The organism is Curvibacter sp. Hmag1.1 (assembly GCF_059769165.1).
Window position 1 is genome coordinate 2,384,394 of sequence record NZ_JBMBGX010000002.1, and the last position, 18,266, is coordinate 2,402,659.

The window sequence follows — 18,266 nt, forward strand, 5'->3', positions numbered from 1 at the left end:
TAGAAAAGTCAGAGCGCCCGAGTTTAGAGGGTCGTCTGGCGCACCGCGTGCTCCCAACGCTCCATCAGCTCCTTGGCGCGTGCAGGGGGCAGGGTGGGCAGGAAGCGGCGCTCGGCCTTCCACAGATCGGTCAGCTCGTCAGTGCTTCGGTACACGCCGGTGGTCAGGCCGGCCAGGTAGGCGGCTCCCAACGCGGTGGTCTCGGTAACCGCGGGGCGCACCACCGGGATGCCCAGCAAATCGGCCTGGAACTGCATCAACAAATCGTTCACACAGGCGCCACCATCCACCCGTAGTTCAGACACCGCCGCAGCACCCGCACTCACGGCATCGCGGCTCATGGCTTGCAGCAGTGCAGCACTTTGAAATGCTATGCTTTCGAGAGCGGCCCGCGCAATGTGGGCGAGCGTTGAGCCACGGGTAAGGCCTGAAATTGAGCCGCGTGCATCGGGCTTCCAGTAGGGTGCGCCCAGGCCGGTAAAGGCGGGCACCACAATCACCCCACCCGAGTCCGGCACGCTTTGCGCCAGGCTTTGCACTTCGCCGCTGCCTTGGATGGCATGCAGCCCGTCGCGTAGCCATTGCACTACGGCGCCACCTACAAACACACTGCCTTCCAGCGCGAACTGGGGCGTGGCGTTGGTTTGCGCGGCGCTGGTGGTGATGAGTCCGTTTTGCGAGGTTTGGAAGGTTCCACCGGTGTGCATCAGCATGAAGCAGCCTGTGCCGTAGGTGTTCTTCACCATGCCGGCCTTGAAGCAAGCCTGGCCGAACAGCGCGCTTTGCTGGTCACCCGCCACACCGCCGATGGGAATGGCGTGGCCCAGCAGGCCGGGCGCCACTTCACCGAACAAGGAGGCCGAGGGTTGCACAGCCGGCATCAGGCTGGCGGGTATGTCCAGTGCGGCCAGCAGGTCTTCGTCCCACAGGTTGGTGTGCACGTTGAACAGCATGGTGCGCGAGGCATTGCTCACATCCGTCACGTGGACTTTGCCCTCGGTCAGTTGCCAGATGAGCCAGCTGTCGATGGTGCCGAAGGCCAGCTCACCGTTGGCGGCCTGTGCGCGCGCGCCGGGCACGTTGTCCAGCAGCCATTTGAGTTTGGTACCCGAGAAGTAGGCATCCACCAGCAGGCCGGTTTTGGTCTGGATAGTGTCGGCAAGCCCGCGCGCACGCAGGTCGGCACAGGTGGGCTCTGCGCGCCGGTCCTGCCAGACGATGGCGTGGTGGATGGGTACGCCGGTCTTGCGGTTCCACACCACCGTGGTTTCGCGCTGGTTGGTAATGCCTACCGCCTTGACCTGCGCGGCAGTGATGCCGGCTTTGGCCAGGGCGTCGCGCGCGGTGGCGAGTTGGATGCGCCAGATCTCCTGGGCGTCATGCTCTACCCAGCCGGGTTGCGGGTAAATCTGTTGCAGTTCCAGCTGGGCCATGGCCACGGTGTGGCCGGTTTCGTCAAACACGATGCTGCGTGAGCTGGAGGTGCCCTGGTCCAGGGCGAGCAGGTAGGTCATGGTGGTCTCCTTTTTCTTTGGCTGATGTCAGTTGGCAATCACAAGGCGGGCGCCCGCTTCCTCCAGCAGGGCAGGGAAGGGGGCTGGCGGCATGGCGTCGGTAAACAGCCTGTCGATCTGGGCCAGTTGGCCTACTTCGACCATGGCCGGGCGGTTGAACTTGCTCGTGTCGGCCGCTACCCAGACCTCGCGCGCATGGCTGATGATGGTCTGGGCGACTTTCACTTCACGGTAGTCATAGTCGCGCAAGGTGCCATCGGCTTCGATGCCGGATATTCCGATGACGGCAATATCCACCTTGAACTGGCGGATGAAGTCCACCGCCGCCTCGCCCACGATGCCCTGGTCCCGCCCGCGCACGACACCTCCGACCACGATGACCTCCGATTGGCTATTTGCGCTCAGGATGCTGGCGACGTTGAGGTTGTTGGTGATGACACGTAAACCCGTGTGTTCCAGCAGTGCCCGCGCCACGGCTTCGGTGGTCGTGCCTATGTTCAAGACCAGGGAGCAATCGTTGGGAATGGACGCAGCAATGGCGCGGGCGATGCGGTTTTTCTCTGGTGCGTTGAGTTGCACCCGTTGCAGGTGGGCAATGTTCTCCACCGTGGAGCTGGGAACCCTTACGCCGCCGTGGAAACGGGTCAGCAAGCCCTCGTCCGCCAGTTTTTGTACGTCGCGACGCACGGTTTGCAAGGTCACACCCAGAGACTCTGCCAAGCGCTCTACGGTGACAGAGCCCTGTTCTTGCACGGTGTGAAGCAGTTGAAGTTGGCGAGGGTTGGCTGACATGGGGGTGGATCCTTACGGCGTACGCACTATAAACGAACCAAAACGAATCATATAAGTGACAAAAAGAAAAATAACGAATACGATTGCTGACTGCACTCTATTTCACCAGACCTCATGACACCCTACGCCCCTCCATTGCCCACTCGCCGGGAAGACCTGTTGAATCGCTTGGCTGAGCCCAAGGTGTACGACATTGCGGTGGTGGGTGGGGGCGCAACCGGTTTGGGGGTTGCGCTGGATGCTGCAGCTCGTGGCTTCAGTGTGGTGTTGATCGAGTCGCACGACTTTGCCAAAGGTACGTCCTCCCGCGCAACAAAACTTTTGCATGGAGGAGTGCGTTATCTGGCCCAAGGCAACATTTCCCTGGTGCGCGAGGCCCTGCACGAGCGGACGACATTGCTGCGCAATGCCCCGCACCTAGCTCAACCATTGGCCTTTGTCATGCCCTCCTATAAATTGTGGGAAACGCCGTTTTACGGCGCAGGGCTGACTGCGTATGACCTGTTGGCGGGGAAGGCGGGTCTGGGTAAAACCGAGTTTCTGGGAGTCAATGAAACCAGGAAACTGATTCCGCAAGTTGCAGGCGAGGGGCTCAAAGGCGGCGTCAAGTACTGGGATGGTCAATTTGATGACGCGCGATTGGCGCTGACTTTGGCGCGTACCGCAGCCGCCAAAGGTGCTTTGGTCGTGAATTACTGCAAAGCAACCCAGCTGCAGTATGAAGCTGGCAAGGTGTGTGGCGTCTTGTGTGAGGACACCATCGGGGGGCGCAAGTTCTCGATTCAATCGCGCTGCGTTGTCAATGCAACCGGGGTTTGGGTGGACGCTTTGCGTGAGAAAGACGGGGAGGCCAATCCCCACGACGGCCGCAGCAAGACCAAACCCATGGTGGCACCCAGCCAAGGCGTGCACATTGTGGTGGACAGGGAGTTCCTAGGGGGCGATACGGCCCTGATGGTTCCCAAGACCCAAGACGGACGCGTACTTTTTGCGGTGCCGTGGCTCGGAAAAGTCATTTTGGGCACTACCGATACCCCGCGTCATGATCTGGACCGGGAGCCGAGGCCCTTCAAGGAAGAGATTGCCTTCATATTAGAAGAGTCCGCCCGCTATCTGAAAAAAGCACCCACCGCAGAGGACATACGGAGCATCTGGGTGGGCTTGCGTCCACTGGTCAAGCCCCAGGAGGATGATGGCGAAAACACCAAAGCCATCAGCCGTGAACACACGGTGCTGGTGAGTCGGAGCGGTTTGGTGACGGTGACCGGCGGAAAGTGGACGACCTATAGAGCCATGGCAGAGGACGTGCTTGCCAAGTGTGCAGAAAAGAATCTGCTGGAATCCCGTGCGGCTGGTGCTACCGTGCATTTGCGCCTCCAAGGTGCCGACGGCGAGGGCGTTCGACAAAGCGCTATGTCCATGCCGCAAGGGGCGCACTCCTACGGCTTGGACTATCCGGCAGTGCATGCGCTACCCGGTAAAGGGGTAGAGCTGGCGCCGGGCCTGACCGAGGCCATGGTCCGTTTCGCAGCGCGTTATGAATACGCGGTGACGGTAGAAGATGTGCTCGCTCGCAGGGCGCGTTTATTGTTTTTGGATGCCCGGCTTGCAGCCCGTTTGGCGCCCGAAGTTGCCAGAATTCTTGTGGAGGAGACAGGTTTGCCTCCCAAAGAGGCTGAATTTGTCGCTTTGGCGGCTCAATACACGGAAATTCCTGCATAAAAGTAGTTGACGTCAGAATTGAAGGCTGGCACAATAGTGGGCTTCGCTTGAAAAAGCTGAAGGTTCTGCCCAAATAGAAGTCGTGCAAGTGGTTTGTGCGGTGGATAGCGGGCCCAAGACTGACTTGGTTTTGTAGTTGCCAGTGTGGCAAAGCAGCTCCAGGTGCAAGTTGGGAATAATGAAATGATCCAAACTGAATCTCGACTGGAAGTTGCCGACAACACCGGCGCGAAATCCGTTCTCTGCATCAAGGTGCTGGGCGGGTCTAAGCGTCGCTATGCAAGCGTCGGCGACATCATCAAAGTTTCCATCAAAGAAGCTGCTCCCCGTGGACGCGTCAAAAAAGGCGAAGTCTATAGCGCTGTAGTGGTTCGTACTGCCAAGGGCATCCGCCGTGGCGACGGTTCTTTGGTGAAATTCGACGGCAACGCAGCTGTGTTGCTCAACGCCAAGTTGGAGCCTATCGGCACCCGCATCTTCGGACCAGTGACCCGCGAACTGCGCACTGAAAAGTTCATGAAGATCGTGTCCCTGGCTCCTGAAGTTTTGTAAGGACCCGCCATGAACAAGATTCGCAAAGGCGACGAAGTCATCGTTATCGCAGGTCGCGATAAGGGTAAGCGCGGAGTGATCTCCTTGCGCGCTGACGACTCTCACGTAGTCGTCGAGGGCATCAACTTGGTGAAGAAGCACACCAAGCCAAACCCTATGAAGGGCACAACCGGCGGCATCGTTGAAAAGACCATGCCTATTCACCAGTCCAACGTTGCCATCTTCAATGCGGCAACCGGCAAGGCTGACCGTGTTGGTATCAAGGTGCTGGCTGACGGCAAACGCGTTCGCGTTTACAAGTCCAGCGGCGAAGAAATCAAGGTGGCATAAACATGGCACGTCTACAACAACACTACCGCGAAAAAGTGGCGCCTGAGTTGACAGCCAAGTTTGGCTACACCTCGCCCATGCAAGTGCCACGTTTGACCAAGATCACTCTGAACATGGGTGTGAGCGAAGCCGTAGCTGACAAAAAGGTGATGGATCACGCAGTGTCCGACCTGACCAAGATCGCTGGCCAGAAGCCCGTGGTGACCAAATCCAAGAAAGCTATCGCTGGTTTCAAGATCCGCGAAGGCCAGGCAATCGGTTGCATGGTGACTTTGCGCGGCGTGCAGATGTACGAATTCCTCGATCGTTTCGTGACTGTGGCTCTGCCCCGCGTCCGTGACTTCCGTGGTATCTCTGGTCGCGCTTTTGATGGCCGTGGTAACTACAACATCGGCGTCAAAGAGCAGATCATTTTCCCTGAGATTGAATATGACAAGGTTGATGCCTTGCGCGGCCTCAATATCAGCATCACCACAACGGCAAAGACCGACGAAGAGTGCAAGGCACTGCTCGCTGGCTTCCGTTTCCCGTTCAAGAACTGAGGTGACCTGTGGCTAAAATGGCTTTAATCGAGCGCGAGCTCAAACGTGACAAGTTGGCTGCCAAGTACGCTAAAAAATACGCGGAACTGAAGGCAATCGCAGGTGATGCAAAGCGTTCTGACGAAGAGCGCGCAGCAGCCCGTCTGGGTCTGCAAAAGTTGCCTCGCAACGCAAACCCCACTCGCCAGCGTAACCGCTGCTCCATCACGGGTCGTCCCCGTGGAACGTTCCAGCACTTCGGTCTGGGTCGTGCGAAGATTCGTGAAATGGCTTTTGCCGGAGAAATTCCTGGCATTACCAAGGCCAGCTGGTAAGCGATAGGAGAACCGAACATGAGTATGAGTGATCCCATCGCCGATCTGTTGACACGCATCCGCAATGCACAGATGGTTGCTAAAACAACCGTGTCCGTGCCTTCTTCCAAAGTGAAGATTGCAATTGCGCAAGTGTTGAAAGAAGAAGGCTATATCGACGGCTTCAAGGTTTCCACTGAAGACGGCAAGTCTGAGCTGCAAATTGCTTTGAAATATTACGCCGGTCGCCCTGTGATCGAGCGTATTGAGCGCGTAAGCCGTCCTGGCCTGCGTGTTTACCGCGGCAGCGATGCAATCCCTCAAGTCCAAAACGGCTTGGGCGTTGCTATCGTGACTACACCCAAGGGTGTTATGACTGATCGCAAAGCGCGCGCTTCCGGTGTCGGTGGCGAAGTGCTGTGCTACGTCGCTTAACGCTACAGGAGTAAGAAACAATGTCCCGCGTAGGCAAACTCCCCGTCACCGTACCTGCTGGTGTTGAAGTGTCCATTAAGGCTGATCAGATCAGCGTAAAGGGCACTGGCGGCACTCTGCAACTGGCTCAAAACAGCCTGGTGAACATCCAGAACGAAGCTGGTAAGCTCAGCTTTCAACCTGCTAACGATTCCCGTGAAGCTGACGCAATGACTGGCACTATTCGCCAGTTGGTCAACAACATGGTGGTTGGCGTAACCAAGGGCTTTGAGCGCAAGCTGAGCCTGATTGGTGTGGGTTACAAGGCGCAAGCTACAGGCACCAAGTTGAACTTGGCTGTCGGTTACTCGCACCCTGTGAACCTCGAAATGCCTGCTGGCATTTCTGTGGCCACTCCCACTCCTACTGAAATCTTGATCAAAGGTGCTGACCGCCAACGCGTAGGTCAGATCGCCGCTGAGATCCGTGCGATTCGTCCTCCTGAGCCTTACAAGGGCAAGGGCATCCGTTATTCGGATGAGAAGATCACGATCAAAGAAACGAAGAAGAAATAAGGAGCTGCAACATGTTGACCAAAAAAGAGCAGCGTCTTCGTCGGGCACGTCAGACCCGAATCCGCATTGCAACGCAAGGCGTAGCACGTTTGACCGTTACACGCACAAACTTGCACATCTACGCCAGCGTTATCTCTGGCGACGGCGGCAAAGTCATTGCTTGCGCATCGACTGCTGAAGCAGAAGTTCGCAAGTCCCTGGGTGCAACTGGCAAAGGCGGCAACGTCGCTGCAGCACAGATCATCGGTAAGCGCGTCGCTGAAAAAGCGAAAGCTGCCGGTATCGAAAAAGTGGCGTTTGACCGCTCCGGTTTCGCCTACCACGGTCGCGTCAAGGCGCTGGCAGATGCCGCGCGTGAAGCTGGCTTGCAGTTCTAAGCAGATCGGAAATTAAGATGGCTAAAGTTCAAGCAAAAATGCAAGGTAAGGCCGAGGGTCCTGAGGACGGTCTGCGCGAGAAAATGATCGCGATCAACCGCGTGACCAAAGTCGTGAAGGGTGGCCGTATTCTCGGTTTCGCCGCTCTGACTGTGGTTGGTGACGGTGACGGTCGCATCGGCATGGGCAAAGGTAAATCCAAGGAAGTTCCTGCAGCAGTGCAGAAAGCCATGGAAGAAGCCCGCCGCAACATGATCAAAGTCACTTTGAAGAACGGTTCCATTCACCACAAGGTGATGGGTCACCACGGTGCAGCTAGCGTCATGATGGCGCCAGCACCAAAGGGTACCGGCATTATTGCTGGTGGTCCTATGCGCGCTGTTTTCGAAGTTCTGGGCATTACGGACATCGTGGCAAAGAGCCATGGTTCTTCCAACCCTTACAACATGGTTCGTGCGACCTTGGATGCTCTGTCAGTGTCTACGACACCTGCAGAAGTTGCAGCCAAGCGTGGCAAGACTGTTGAAGAGATCTTCGCTTAATCGAGGACTTCAAAATGACAACACAACAAACTGTGAAGATCCAATTGGTGCGTAGCCCGATTGGAACAAAAGAGTCCCACCGCGCCACCGTGCGTGGCTTGGGTCTGCGCAAGCTCAACAGTGTGAGCGAATTGCAGGACACACCTGCAGTGCGCGGCATGATTAACAAGATCAGCTACCTGGTCAAGGTGCTCTAAGAGGTTGATGATGGAACTGAATAACATCAAGCCCGCTGAAGGCGCCAAGCACGCCAAGCGTCGTGTCGGCCGTGGTATCGGATCCGGTTTGGGCAAGACAGCCGGCCGTGGTCACAAAGGTCAAAAGTCTCGCTCCGGCGGCTACCATAAAGTCGGCTTTGAAGGCGGTCAGATGCCTATGCATCGTCGTCTGCCAAAGCGCGGTTTCAAGTCGCACTTGCTCAAGTTCAATGCTGAGATCACGTTGACTGCATTGGAAGCTTTGGGTTTGGCTGAGGTCAACCTCGTTGCCCTTAAGCAAGCAGGTGCAGTTGGTGAGCTGGCCAAGGTAGTGAAAGTTATCAATACTGGTGCGATCACTAAAGCGGTGAAGCTGAGCGGTATCGGTGCAACTGCTGGTGCCAAGGCTGCTATTGAAGCCGCTGGCGGCGCAGTAGCCTAATTAGTTTTACGAAAGTAAACGAGTGGCTACAACTGCAGCTCAAACAGCCAAAGCAGGCAAGTTCGGCGACCTGCGTCGCCGGCTTGTTTTCTTGTTGTTGGCGCTGGTCGTCTATCGCTTGGGGGCGCATATCCCGGTCCCAGGTATTGACCCCGCACAACTGCAACAACTGTTTAAGGGTCAACAGGGTGGCATATTGAGCTTGTTCAATATGTTCTCAGGTGGCGCCTTGTCTCGCTTCACGATCTTTGCGCTGGGCATCATGCCCTACATCTCAGCTTCGATCATCATGCAGCTGTTGACCTATGTGTTGCCAGCTTTTGAGCAGTTGAAGAAAGAGGGCGAAGGCGGCCGTCGCAAGATAACGCAATACACCCGTTACGGTACCTTGGGCTTGGCTTTGTTCCAGTCTTTGGGAATTGCTGTAGCGTTGGAGGCATCTGCAGGTTTGGTGATCTCTCCCGGCTTTGGTTTTCGCATGACTACCATCGTGACTCTGACAGCCGGGACCATGTTTCTGATGTGGTTGGGTGAGCAGATTACAGAGCGGGGATTGGGTAACGGAATCTCCATCCTTATCTTCGGCGGGATCGCGGCTGGATTGCCGAATGCTGTCGGGGGATTGCTGGAGCTGGTGCGCACTGGTTCGATGAGTATCATCGTGGCTTTGCTGATTGTGGTCGTCGTTGCGCTGGTCACGTACTTTGTTGTGTACGTGGAGCGGGGACAACGTAAGATTCTTGTGAACTATGCCCGTCGTCAAGTAGGTAATAAGGTGTACGGTGGGCAATCCTCCCATCTGCCTTTGAAACTGAACATGGCCGGCGTAATTCCTCCGATCTTTGCGTCTTCCATTATTCTGTTGCCTGCAACAATTGCAAATTGGTTCAGCACTGGCGATTCAATGCGGTGGTTGAAAGACATTGCCAGCACGCTTAGCCCAGGTCAACCTGTTTATGTGATGCTTTATGCGGCAGCTATCGTGTTCTTCTGCTTTTTCTACACGGCCTTGGTATTCAACAGCCGGGAAACAGCTGACAACCTGAAAAAGAGTGGCGCATTCATCCCCGGCATTCGGCCAGGTGACCAGACTGCCAAATACATTGACAAGATTTTGGTTCGCTTGACGCTTGCTGGTGCAATTTACATCACGTTTGTGTGTTTGTTGCCTGAGTTCTTGATCTTGAAGTACAACGTTCCGTTTTACTTTGGGGGAACTTCGTTGCTGATTATTGTTGTTGTCACCATGGATTTCATGGCTCAAGTCCAGAATTACATGATGTCTCAGCAGTATGAATCGCTGCTCAAGAAGGCGAATTTCAAGGCTTCTTGATACAAGTAAGTCATCGAGGGAATGTGTGTGTGGCTTGGTTACCAGGCGGCGCGACATTCAGATAGCAAGTTAGAGCGCTTGTTCCGCGCGAATCAAAGTCGGAACTGGGCGAAGAGTTTTAGGAGAAGAAAATGAAAGTTTCGGCTTCGGTCAAGAAAATTTGCCGCAACTGCAAAATCATCCGACGCAAAGGCGTTGTGCGCGTGATCTGTACAGATCCACGCCACAAGCAGCGTCAGGGTTAATTGCAAGAGTTTTAGAGGACGAAAATGGCACGTATCGCTGGCATCAACATTCCGCCGCACCAACATTCCGAAATCGGCTTGACAGCTATTTTCGGTATCGGACGCACCCGCGCACGCAAGATTTGCGAAGCCTGTGGCATCGCATACTCGAAGAAAGTCAAAGACTTGACTGACTCCGATCTTGAGAAAATCCGCGACCAAATCGCTCAGTTTACAATTGAGGGTGATTTGCGCCGTGAGACCACCATGAACATCAAGCGTTTGATGGACATTGGTTGCTACCGCGGGTTCCGTCACCGCCGCGGCCTGCCGATGCGTGGTCAACGTACTCGCACGAACGCACGTACACGCAAAGGCCCTCGTAAGGCAGCTGCGTCTTTGAAGAAATAATAGGGATTGAGAGACCACTATGGCAAAGGCTCCCGCTAATAACGCAGCACAGCGCGTTCGCAAGAAGGTTCGCAAGAACGTTGCCGACGGCATCGCTCACGTGCACGCTTCGTTTAACAACACGATCATTACCATCACCGATCGCCAGGGCAACGCGTTGTCTTGGGCTTCGTCCGGTGGTCAAGGTTTCAAGGGCTCCCGCAAGTCCACTCCGTTTGCTGCCCAGGTAGCATCTGAAGTGGCTGGCCGCGCAGCTCTGGAACAAGGCATCAAGAACCTCGACGTTGAGATCAAGGGCCCCGGCCCCGGTCGCGAGTCTTCGGTTCGCGCCTTGGCTGCACTGGGTATCCGCATCAACATGATTGCAGATGTAACCCCCGTGCCGCACAACGGTTGCCGCCCTCAAAAGCGCCGCCGTATTTAATTTAAACCAAGCCCACCGCCACCAACTTTTGTTGGTGGCTCGCGCGTTTCTACGCGTCAGATGACATAAAAGGAAGATCAAGTGGCACGTTACCTAGGCCCCAAGGCCAAACTTTCCCGCCGCGAAGGCACCGACCTGTTTTTGAAGAGCGCACGCCGCTCTATCGCTGACAAGGCAAAATTTGACTCTAAGCCAGGCCAGCACGGCCGCACCTCTGGTGCCCGTACGTCTGACTACGGTCTGCAATTGCGTGAAAAGCAAAAAGTAAAGCGCATGTACGGTGTGTTGGAGCGCCAGTTCCGCCGCTATTTTGCTGAAGCAGATCGTCGTCGTGGTAATACCGGCGCTAACTTGATGGTTCTGTTGGAATCCCGTCTGGACAACGTTGTGTATCGTATGGGTTTTGGCTCCACACGTGCAGAAGCCCGTCAGTTGGTTTCTCACAAAGCAATCACTGTCAACGGTAACCCCGTGAACATTCCTTCCTATATGGTGAAGGCCGGTGACGTTATCGCGGTTCGCGAGAAGTCCAAGAAACAGAATCGTATTGTTGAAGCCCTGCAATTGGCCCAACAAGTTGGTTTGCCCGCATGGGTTGAGGTGAGTGTTGAAAAGGCCGAAGGCACTTTCAAGACTGTTCCTGATCGTGACCAATTCGGTGCTGACATCAACGAATCATTGATCGTTGAATTGTATTCCCGCTAATCGTTTCGGGTTTTTGTAATCGTTCCTTTGCTGCGGGGCACTGCGGTAAAGGTACTTCACCAGCCTTACCGATGTAACGAGTCGGGGGTATTGAGAGGAAGTTTGCATGCAAAACAATTTGTTGAAGCCTAAGTCGATCAGCGTTGAGCAACTTGGCCCGAATCGCGCCAAAGTGGCTCTGGAGCCTTTCGAGCGTGGATACGGACACACACTTGGGAACGCTTTGCGTCGGGTGTTGTTGTCCTCCATGCCTGGCTTTGCTGCGACTGAGGTGACAATTGCCGGCGTGTTGCATGAGTACTCTTCTATCGACGGTGTTCAAGAAGATGTAGTTAACATCTTGTTGAACCTTAAGGGCGTAGTCTTTAAGTTGCACAACCGCGAAGAAGTGACGTTGAGCCTGCGTAAGGACACCGAGGGTGTCGTTACTGCTGCTGACATTCAAACGCCTCATGACGTTGAGATCATCAATCCTGAGCATGTGATTGCAAACTTGTCGCATGGCGGTAAGTTAGATATGCAGATCAAGGTTGAAAAAGGTCGTGGCTACGTGCCTGGCAGCATGCGCCGTTACGCTGATGAGCCAAACAAGTCAATCGGCCGCATTGTGCTCGACGCTTCGTTCTCTCCGGTTCGCCGTGTGAGCTACACCGTCGAGAGCGCACGTGTTGAACAGCGTACTGACTTGGACAAGCTGGTTGTTGAGATTGAGACTAACGGTGCTGTGACAGCAGAAGATGCAGTTCGCGCTTCCGCCAAAATCTTGGTCGAACAGTTGGCAGTGTTTGCACAGTTGGAAGGTAGCGAGTTGGATGCGTTCACCGCACCTGCACCACGTGGCAATACGCAATTCGATCCGATTCTGTTGCGTCCAGTGGATGAGTTGGAACTCACAGTTCGTTCTGCGAACTGCTTGAAGGCCGAGAACATCTACTATATCGGTGATTTGATTCAGCGCACAGAAAATGAGCTGCTGAAGACTCCTAATCTGGGTCGCAAGTCTCTCAACGAAATCAAGGAAGTGTTGGCCTCCCGTGGGCTGACTTTGGGAATGAAGCTGGAGAGCTGGCCCCCTGCTTCTTTGGAAAAGCGTTAACTCGTATCTGAACCCTGTACAGGGTTCCGTGCCACGGGCAGTACCTGATACGGCTGCTTGTTAATAAAACTGAAGGAAATTAATATGCGTCACGGACACGGTCTTCGTAAACTTAACCGCACTAGCTCACACCGTTTGGCTATGTTGCGCAACATGATGAATTCGTTGATCGAACACGAAGTCATCAAAACCACTGTACCCAAGGCCAAGGAATTGCGCCGTGTAGTGGAGCCCATGATCACTTTGGCTAAAGAAGCTACCGTGGCAAACCGCCGTCTGGCATTCGATCGTCTGCGTGATCGTGACAGCGTCACCAAGTTGTTCGACGTTTTGGGTCCTCGCTTCAAGGCGCGCCCAGGCGGCTACACACGTATTTTGAAAATGGGTTTCCGTGTTGGTGACAACGCGCCCATGGCATTGGTGGAATTGGTTGAGCGTTCTTCAGAAGTTTCTGCAACTTCTGAAGAAGTGAAGGCTTAATAGGTTATAATTCAAGTCTTGACGCGGAGTGGAGCAGCCTGGTAGCTCGTTGGGCTCATAACCCAAAGGTCGTTAGTTCAAATCTAGCCTCCGCAACCAATAGACACGTGGAATTCCACGACAGCAAAGGCTCACTTCGGTGAGCCTTTTTTGTTTGTGGCCCTCAAGGTCGGATCAGAAATTGGCTCATGTTGCTGCTTCGGACGATGCAGAATCCGCCTTTAATCACTAATTCATAGAAGCTGGAGCACACTTTTGTAGCAGGAAGGCCTCTCTAGGCAATCTGCTACGTTTTGTAAGGCAACAGTGCCTTTGCAGCTTCGATCCGAAGTTGCCATGGGAGTCGTATATCCCGCATCACTTGCAAAAGAAACTCTTGAGGTGACATTGACGCTATTTCAGGCGATTCGCCATCATTCATCTCGTCAGAAGCGCTACCCATATCCGCTGATGGTCCGGCTGTTTCTTCAGCTTCGCGTTCAGTCTTACTGTCGAGTGCGGCCAGTACGGTTGACAGCTGGTCTGGCTTGATAGGTTGCAACTTGGACAAAATGTCAGCCTGCTGGTCCATGTTGGGCGGCATGTCCAGCCACGGCTCAACGTCAAAAATCGCCGCGAGATCAGCGCTGATAAAGGCAGACCAATGCCCTGTGCTATGGCGATCAGAAGGTACTAACGCTGTATGTTTCTCCCTTGGCACTGACGAAACATCACGAATTGGAAACAGTCGTAACTGGCTTGGAGGGATCCCAAGAAGATAGCGCAGCTTTAACGCGGTGAAAAAGCGCTCTGCGGTAGTGCTATCGATGTCATTAGCCGAGGAAAACCAGAGTTGAATAGCATCGGTACCCGAGACAGCGATTGCAGGGGCAGGAAGTCCGAAATCGGTTTGAACCCCGTACCAAACCTCGGAAAGTGCCTTCCAACCCATGGGCACAGTGACTTCCACAACGAGGGCGCGCACCGACCCCAATTCATTGATCAAGCAATCCCCATCACGACCCGCGACCAGGAAAAGTCGAGAATATTCTTGCTGTAGTCGCGATTTAATCGTTGAGGTAGCTAAGTTCATGGGCCGATGTTAAGGCCCAGAAGCACCGACTGCCTGAAACGCAAGCTGCACATACAGTGGGATACCGATCACCAAGTTGAGCGGCAAAGTGATCCCCAGTGACATTCCGAAATACAGCGCCGGGTTCGCTTCAGGCATCGAATGTTTCAACACTGCTGGTACGGCAATGTAAGAGGCGCTCGCGGCAAGTACCATTAAAAGCGCCAAGTCCCCGGCCGCCAGACCAAAGACATATCCCAAGCCCAAGGCAAGTCCGGCATGAAGCAAAGGGGCAAGCACAGCATAGGCGTAGATCCATGGTGTCTGCCCTTTCAATTTGGGAAGGTTACGGGCCGCACTGAGTCCCATGTCGAGGAGGAAGAACGCCAGCATTCCCTTGAACAGGCTGCCCGTAAAGGGTTCCATAGCCAGCTTGCCATCCTGCCCTGTCATGAAGCCGATGGCCATGGAACCCAGCAAGAGAAACTGCGCTCCGTCGGTAAGCGCCTCATGCAGGACACTTTTCAAACTACCTTGTGCAGGCGCAATGGGAGACGCAGTGGCCACGACAGGCTGCCGCTTACGGAGCTGTGCTGCGATTGCGATGGCAATAATGATGGCAGGCGACTCCATCAACGCCATGGCTGCGGCCATATGACCACCAAACGCGTAACCGCGGGACTCCATGTACTGAACGGCGGTGATGAAGGTCACTGCACTCACGGACCCGTAAGTAGCAGCAACCGCGGCGGCGTCAAACGGTGCCAACAGCTTGCGCATAACCAGGTATCCGATCCCGGGGATCAAGACCGCCAGTAAGAGCGCGAGTGCCAAAGCCATGGCCACATCCGCGGTAAACCCCGATTTAGCCAACGCAAAACCACCTTTCAGGCCTAAAGCCATGAGGAGGTACAGCGCCAGAAAGCGCGAAATTTGAGCGGGGACTTCCAGATTCGACTTGAGAAAACCGGCGAAAACGCCCAGAAGGAAGAAAAGGATGGCGGGGTCTAGAAGTGCTTGCATGTGGGAGTCCTGGAGGATGTAGCGATCCTAAAAACAAGAACTCATAAAGTAAAATCAAAATTGCCGCATTGCACCATAGGTATATATCTATGAACGTCACTTTCAAGCAACTGCGAACCTTTCTCGCCTTAGCCGAGCAAGAGAGCATTACTGCCGCCTCTCGTGCATTGCACGTCACGCAGCCCACCGTCTCCATGCAGCTCAAGGAGATAACGGACAGTGTCGGCATGCCCTTGTACGAGGTAACGGGCAAGAAACTGCAGTTAACCGAGGCCGGCCGCGACCTCGAGGCCACTGCACGGGCCATGCTCCATGAATGGGACTTGTTCGAACAAGGCATTGCCGCAAAGCGTGGGCTGACTGCGGGTCGACTTCGGCTGGCCGTGGTGAGCACCGCCAAATACTTCACGCCCCGTTTGTTGGGAGATTTCTGTCGCATGCATCCAGAGGTGGAGATATCGCTGGAGGTACTGAATCGCGACGGCGTGGTGCAGCGCTTACGCGAGAACGTGGATGACCTCTACATCATGTCCAAGCCACCAGCCGACATTGATGCCGTCGCCCACGCATTTCTGGCCAATCCCCTCGTGTTGATTGCACCACTGGCCCATCCAATGGCGCTGACAAAAAACATTGCATTGGAAGACTTGCAGGCCGAGCGCTTCGTACTACGCGAAAAAGGGTCCGGCACTCGCCTCAATACCGATGCCCACTTTGCGTCACACCATTTCATTCCGCGTATCCGCTTGGAAATGGGAAGTAACGAGGCGCTCAAGCAAGCGGTCGCAGGGGGGGCTGGGCCTATCGGTGGTTTCACGGCACGCATTGGGTCCGGACATCGCAGGCCAAGGACTCGCCGTACTGGAAGTGAAAGGCTTTCCCATCGTTTCCAACTGGTACACAGTGCATTTGCAGGGCAAGCGCCTGTCACCCTTGGCGGAGGCCTTCATGGGCTACCTGGAGCGCTTCGCTGCGGCGGGGTGATCGCGCAGGGCCACGACCTACAATCCAGCCCTTTTGCGCGCACATTCAGCATGGACATCATCGTCAACGAAGAGCTCAAGGCTTACATCGACCCACTTACCCCTGAAGAGCATGCTGCGTTGGAGCGAAGCATCCTGAACGAGGGGTGCCGGGACGCCCTCGTGCTATGGGGTGATGTGCTGGTGGATGGCCACAACCGCTATGGCATCTGCCGCAAGCACGGCCTGCCATTCAACACCGTGCAGAGTGCCTTGTTCAAATCCATGGATGACGTGCACCTTTGGATGATCGACCAGCATCTGGGGCGCCGAAGTGTGTCTGACTTTCAGCGCGGTGTTCTGGCTTTGCGCAAACGCGAAATTCTGGCGGCGCGCCAACAGCTGGCCCTCGCAGACGCCTTGTCGGCAGAACCTGCGCCGCAGGCGACAAGCGAAAGCACGGTCACCTCAACTCCCATCACAGACGCACCGGTTACACCCGCCTTCAAAAGTCGGGAAGACCTGGCGAAGGCTGCACGCCTGAGTAGCAGCCAGGTGGTGATGATTGAAAAAATCCAGAAGCAAGCGGCTCCAGAGTTGGTGGCCGCCGTGAAGTCAGGTGTCATCTCCATCAATGCAGCCGCAGCAGTGGCTACTTTGCCCGCAGAAGAGCAGGTCGCAGCAGCGAGCGCCGGCAAAGATGAGCTCAAGCTTGCTGCCAAGCGCGTGCGGGATGCCAAGCGTGCAGCCCGTGAAGCGATGGCTGAACATAGTGTGCCGGCCTTCGCACCTGACGACGCTGCCACACAGGGAATAGACCCTGTAGCCACCGTCGCAGCACTTCAACAGCGAGTAGCGGCACTGGAAGCAGAGAACGCGGAACTGCGCCAGCAGCTGCAAGCCTTGAGAAATCCGTGACTGGAGTGGCGAGTTCGATAACCCTCGGGGCAACATTGATGTAGCACGGAGTGGGCGGATATTGCAAAATGGAATAACTAAGAGTGCATATCCGCAGTTGCAATAGCAGTTGCAAAGGGCGATAGTCGCACGCAGTGTGATTCGAAAAACCGTTCAGGAGACAAACATGAACAAACGCCACTTCCTCCGCGCAACCGCATTGGCCTCGTTGGCAATCGCCGGTTCCACTGTCTTTGCCCAAGACAATGTTTTCAAAATCGGCTTGATCCTGCCCATGACCGGACAGCAGGCCACCACAGGTCGCCAGATTGAGGCAGCCGCCAAGCTCTACATGGCCCAAAACGGTGACACCGTTGCCGGCAAGAAAATCCAGCTCATCATCAAGGACGACACCAGCATCCCTGATGTGACCAAGCGCATGGCGCAAGAATTGATCGTCAATGACAAGGTCAATGTATTGGCCGGCTTCGGCATCACCCCCTCCGCGCTGGCAACAGCGCCTCTGGCCACCCAGTCCAAAACCCCACAGGTGGTGATGGCTGCTGCCACTTCCAGCATCACAGAAGCGTCACCATACATCGTGCGCACCAGCTTCACGTTGCCGCAAGCTGCAGTCGCCATTGCTGACTGGGCCCCCAAAAACGGCATCAAGAAAGTCGTGACCCTGGTGTCTGACTATGGCCCCGGTCTCGATGCGGAAAAGTTCTTCAAGGATCGCCTGACCTTTAATGGCGGCACCATCGTCGACAGCCTGCGCGTGCCCATGCGCAACCCTGATTTCGCCCCCTTCCTGCAAAAAGTGCGCGACCTGAAGCCCGATGCATTGTTTGTGTTCGTGCCTTCCGGCGCAGGCGCAGCGGTGATGAAGCAGTTCTTGGAGCGCGGCATGGACAAGGCCGGCATCAAGCTCATCGGCCCCGGCGACATTACCGATGACGACCAATTGAACGACATGGGCGATGGCGCCTTGGGTGTGGTCACTTCGCACCACTATTCGGCAGCCCACCCCTCAGCCGTCAACAAGAAGTTTGTCGAAGCCTTCAAAAAGGCCAACAACAACTTGCGTCCCAACTTCATGGCAGTGGGTGGCTACGACGGTATGCGCGTGATCTACGAAGCGCTCAAGGCTACCAAGGGCCAGGGCGGTGGTGATGCCTTGTTGGCAGCCATGAAGGGCCAGATTTTCGAGAGCCCCCGCGGCCCGATCTTCATCGACGCCCAGACCCGCGACATCGTGCAGAACATCTATTTGCGCAAAGTGGAGAAGAAAGACGGCCAGTTGTACAACGTGGAATTTGATGTGATCAAAGACGTCAAAGACCCAGGCAAAGCCCGTTAATCGACTTA

Annotated in this window: 24 protein-coding genes, 1 tRNA gene and 1 pseudogene; 22 read left to right on the forward strand and 4 right to left on the reverse strand. The window is 55.3% G+C overall.

Going from position 1 to position 18,266, the window contains the following annotated elements; all coding sequences use genetic code 11:
* Positions 1 to 23: 23 nt before the first annotated feature.
* Together glpK and ACOAP0_RS11895 are read right to left on the reverse strand one after the other, a co-directional pair.
* Entirely contained in the window at positions 24 to 1,514 is a 1,491-nt protein-coding gene (glpK, locus tag ACOAP0_RS11890) for a glycerol kinase GlpK (protein ID WP_498376570.1), read from the reverse strand.
* 27 nt (positions 1,515 to 1,541) lie between these two features.
* A complete protein-coding gene (locus tag ACOAP0_RS11895) occupies positions 1,542 to 2,306 on the reverse strand; it encodes a DeoR/GlpR family DNA-binding transcription regulator (protein WP_498376571.1) in 765 nt (254 codons plus the stop codon).
* Positions 2,307 to 2,420: 114 nt separating this feature from the next.
* Between ACOAP0_RS11895 and ACOAP0_RS11900 the strand changes: the two genes are divergently transcribed.
* From ACOAP0_RS11900 to ACOAP0_RS11990, 19 genes are all read left to right on the forward strand, one after another.
* On the forward strand, positions 2,421 to 4,028 hold the full coding sequence (locus ACOAP0_RS11900; RefSeq protein ID WP_498376572.1) for a glycerol-3-phosphate dehydrogenase/oxidase: 1,608 nt from the start codon (positions 2,421 to 2,423) through the stop codon (positions 4,026 to 4,028).
* A 183-nt stretch (positions 4,029 to 4,211) separates the two neighbouring features.
* Positions 4,212 to 4,580 (forward strand): 50S ribosomal protein L14, encoded by a 369-nt coding sequence (rplN, locus tag ACOAP0_RS11905; RefSeq protein WP_007861702.1) that lies wholly within the window; start codon positions 4,212 to 4,214, stop codon positions 4,578 to 4,580.
* A 9-nt stretch (positions 4,581 to 4,589) separates the two neighbouring features.
* Complete coding sequence (gene rplX, locus ACOAP0_RS11910) at positions 4,590 to 4,910, forward strand: 50S ribosomal protein L24 (RefSeq protein ID WP_087496064.1); 321 nt, start codon at positions 4,590 to 4,592, stop codon at positions 4,908 to 4,910.
* 2 nt (positions 4,911 to 4,912) lie between these two features.
* On the forward strand, positions 4,913 to 5,452 hold the full coding sequence (rplE, locus tag ACOAP0_RS11915; protein WP_087496065.1) for a 50S ribosomal protein L5: 540 nt from the start codon (positions 4,913 to 4,915) through the stop codon (positions 5,450 to 5,452).
* An 8-nt stretch (positions 5,453 to 5,460) separates the two neighbouring features.
* On the forward strand, positions 5,461 to 5,766 hold the full coding sequence (gene rpsN / locus ACOAP0_RS11920; protein WP_087496066.1) for a 30S ribosomal protein S14: 306 nt from the start codon (positions 5,461 to 5,463) through the stop codon (positions 5,764 to 5,766).
* An 18-nt stretch (positions 5,767 to 5,784) separates the two neighbouring features.
* Complete coding sequence (gene rpsH / locus ACOAP0_RS11925; protein WP_087496067.1) at positions 5,785 to 6,180, forward strand: 30S ribosomal protein S8; 396 nt, start codon at positions 5,785 to 5,787, stop codon at positions 6,178 to 6,180.
* 20 nt (positions 6,181 to 6,200) lie between these two features.
* Entirely contained in the window at positions 6,201 to 6,734 is a 534-nt protein-coding gene (rplF, locus tag ACOAP0_RS11930) for a 50S ribosomal protein L6 (RefSeq protein ID WP_087496068.1), read from the forward strand.
* A gap of 11 nt (positions 6,735 to 6,745) precedes the next feature.
* Positions 6,746 to 7,111: a 50S ribosomal protein L18 gene (gene rplR / locus ACOAP0_RS11935; protein WP_087496069.1), complete on the forward strand. Its 366-nt coding sequence runs from the start codon at positions 6,746 to 6,748 to the stop codon at positions 7,109 to 7,111.
* A 17-nt stretch (positions 7,112 to 7,128) separates the two neighbouring features.
* The gene (rpsE, locus tag ACOAP0_RS11940; protein ID WP_087496070.1) at positions 7,129 to 7,653 is read left to right on the forward strand and encodes a 30S ribosomal protein S5; all 525 of its coding nucleotides are present in this window, start codon (positions 7,129 to 7,131) and stop codon (positions 7,651 to 7,653) included.
* Between the two features lie 14 nt (positions 7,654 to 7,667).
* A complete protein-coding gene (rpmD, locus tag ACOAP0_RS11945) occupies positions 7,668 to 7,850 on the forward strand; it encodes a 50S ribosomal protein L30 (RefSeq protein WP_087496071.1) in 183 nt (60 codons plus the stop codon).
* Between the two features lie 10 nt (positions 7,851 to 7,860).
* Positions 7,861 to 8,292, forward strand: a complete 432-nt coding sequence (gene rplO, locus ACOAP0_RS11950) for a 50S ribosomal protein L15 (protein WP_087497363.1) — start codon at positions 7,861 to 7,863, stop codon at positions 8,290 to 8,292.
* Positions 8,293 to 8,314: 22 nt separating this feature from the next.
* Positions 8,315 to 9,625 (forward strand): preprotein translocase subunit SecY, encoded by a 1,311-nt coding sequence (gene secY, locus ACOAP0_RS11955; protein ID WP_498376573.1) that lies wholly within the window; start codon positions 8,315 to 8,317, stop codon positions 9,623 to 9,625.
* Positions 9,626 to 9,756: 131 nt separating this feature from the next.
* The gene (gene rpmJ / locus ACOAP0_RS11960; protein WP_012348927.1) at positions 9,757 to 9,870 is read left to right on the forward strand and encodes a 50S ribosomal protein L36; all 114 of its coding nucleotides are present in this window, start codon (positions 9,757 to 9,759) and stop codon (positions 9,868 to 9,870) included.
* A 24-nt stretch (positions 9,871 to 9,894) separates the two neighbouring features.
* A complete protein-coding gene (gene rpsM / locus ACOAP0_RS11965) occupies positions 9,895 to 10,260 on the forward strand; it encodes a 30S ribosomal protein S13 (RefSeq protein WP_087496073.1) in 366 nt (121 codons plus the stop codon).
* A gap of 19 nt (positions 10,261 to 10,279) precedes the next feature.
* Positions 10,280 to 10,684: a 30S ribosomal protein S11 gene (gene rpsK / locus ACOAP0_RS11970; RefSeq protein ID WP_029706489.1), complete on the forward strand. Its 405-nt coding sequence runs from the start codon at positions 10,280 to 10,282 to the stop codon at positions 10,682 to 10,684.
* 81 nt (positions 10,685 to 10,765) lie between these two features.
* Positions 10,766 to 11,389: a 30S ribosomal protein S4 gene (gene rpsD / locus ACOAP0_RS11975; RefSeq protein ID WP_087496074.1), complete on the forward strand. Its 624-nt coding sequence runs from the start codon at positions 10,766 to 10,768 to the stop codon at positions 11,387 to 11,389.
* A gap of 106 nt (positions 11,390 to 11,495) precedes the next feature.
* Positions 11,496 to 12,485: a DNA-directed RNA polymerase subunit alpha gene (locus ACOAP0_RS11980; protein WP_087496075.1), complete on the forward strand. Its 990-nt coding sequence runs from the start codon at positions 11,496 to 11,498 to the stop codon at positions 12,483 to 12,485.
* Between the two features lie 84 nt (positions 12,486 to 12,569).
* Entirely contained in the window at positions 12,570 to 12,965 is a 396-nt protein-coding gene (gene rplQ, locus ACOAP0_RS11985; protein WP_498376574.1) for a 50S ribosomal protein L17, read from the forward strand.
* Between the two features lie 22 nt (positions 12,966 to 12,987).
* Positions 12,988 to 13,064 (forward strand) — tRNA-Met (locus tag ACOAP0_RS11990).
* A 187-nt stretch (positions 13,065 to 13,251) separates the two neighbouring features.
* Here ACOAP0_RS11990 and ACOAP0_RS11995 read toward each other — a convergent pair.
* Together ACOAP0_RS11995 and ACOAP0_RS12000 are read right to left on the reverse strand one after the other, a co-directional pair.
* Complete coding sequence (locus ACOAP0_RS11995; RefSeq protein WP_498376575.1) at positions 13,252 to 14,037, reverse strand: hypothetical protein; 786 nt, start codon at positions 14,035 to 14,037, stop codon at positions 13,252 to 13,254.
* A 9-nt stretch (positions 14,038 to 14,046) separates the two neighbouring features.
* Positions 14,047 to 15,039, reverse strand: a complete 993-nt coding sequence (locus tag ACOAP0_RS12000) for a sodium-dependent bicarbonate transport family permease (protein WP_498376576.1) — start codon at positions 15,037 to 15,039, stop codon at positions 14,047 to 14,049.
* Between the two features lie 89 nt (positions 15,040 to 15,128).
* Here ACOAP0_RS12000 and ACOAP0_RS12005 point away from each other — a divergent pair.
* The 3 genes and pseudogenes from ACOAP0_RS12005 to ACOAP0_RS12015 form a co-directional block, all read left to right on the forward strand.
* Positions 15,129 to 15,779 (forward strand): annotated as a pseudogene (locus ACOAP0_RS12005) (LysR family transcriptional regulator); the annotation flags it as partial.
* Between the two features lie 294 nt (positions 15,780 to 16,073).
* The gene (locus tag ACOAP0_RS12010) at positions 16,074 to 16,919 is read left to right on the forward strand and encodes a ParB N-terminal domain-containing protein (protein ID WP_498376577.1); all 846 of its coding nucleotides are present in this window, start codon (positions 16,074 to 16,076) and stop codon (positions 16,917 to 16,919) included.
* A gap of 166 nt (positions 16,920 to 17,085) precedes the next feature.
* Positions 17,086 to 18,258 carry an ABC transporter substrate-binding protein gene (locus ACOAP0_RS12015; RefSeq protein WP_313879121.1) on the forward strand — a complete coding sequence of 391 codons (1,173 nt, stop codon included), beginning with the start codon at positions 17,086 to 17,088 and terminating at the stop codon, positions 18,256 to 18,258.
* The last annotated feature ends 8 nt before the right edge of the window (positions 18,259 to 18,266 follow it).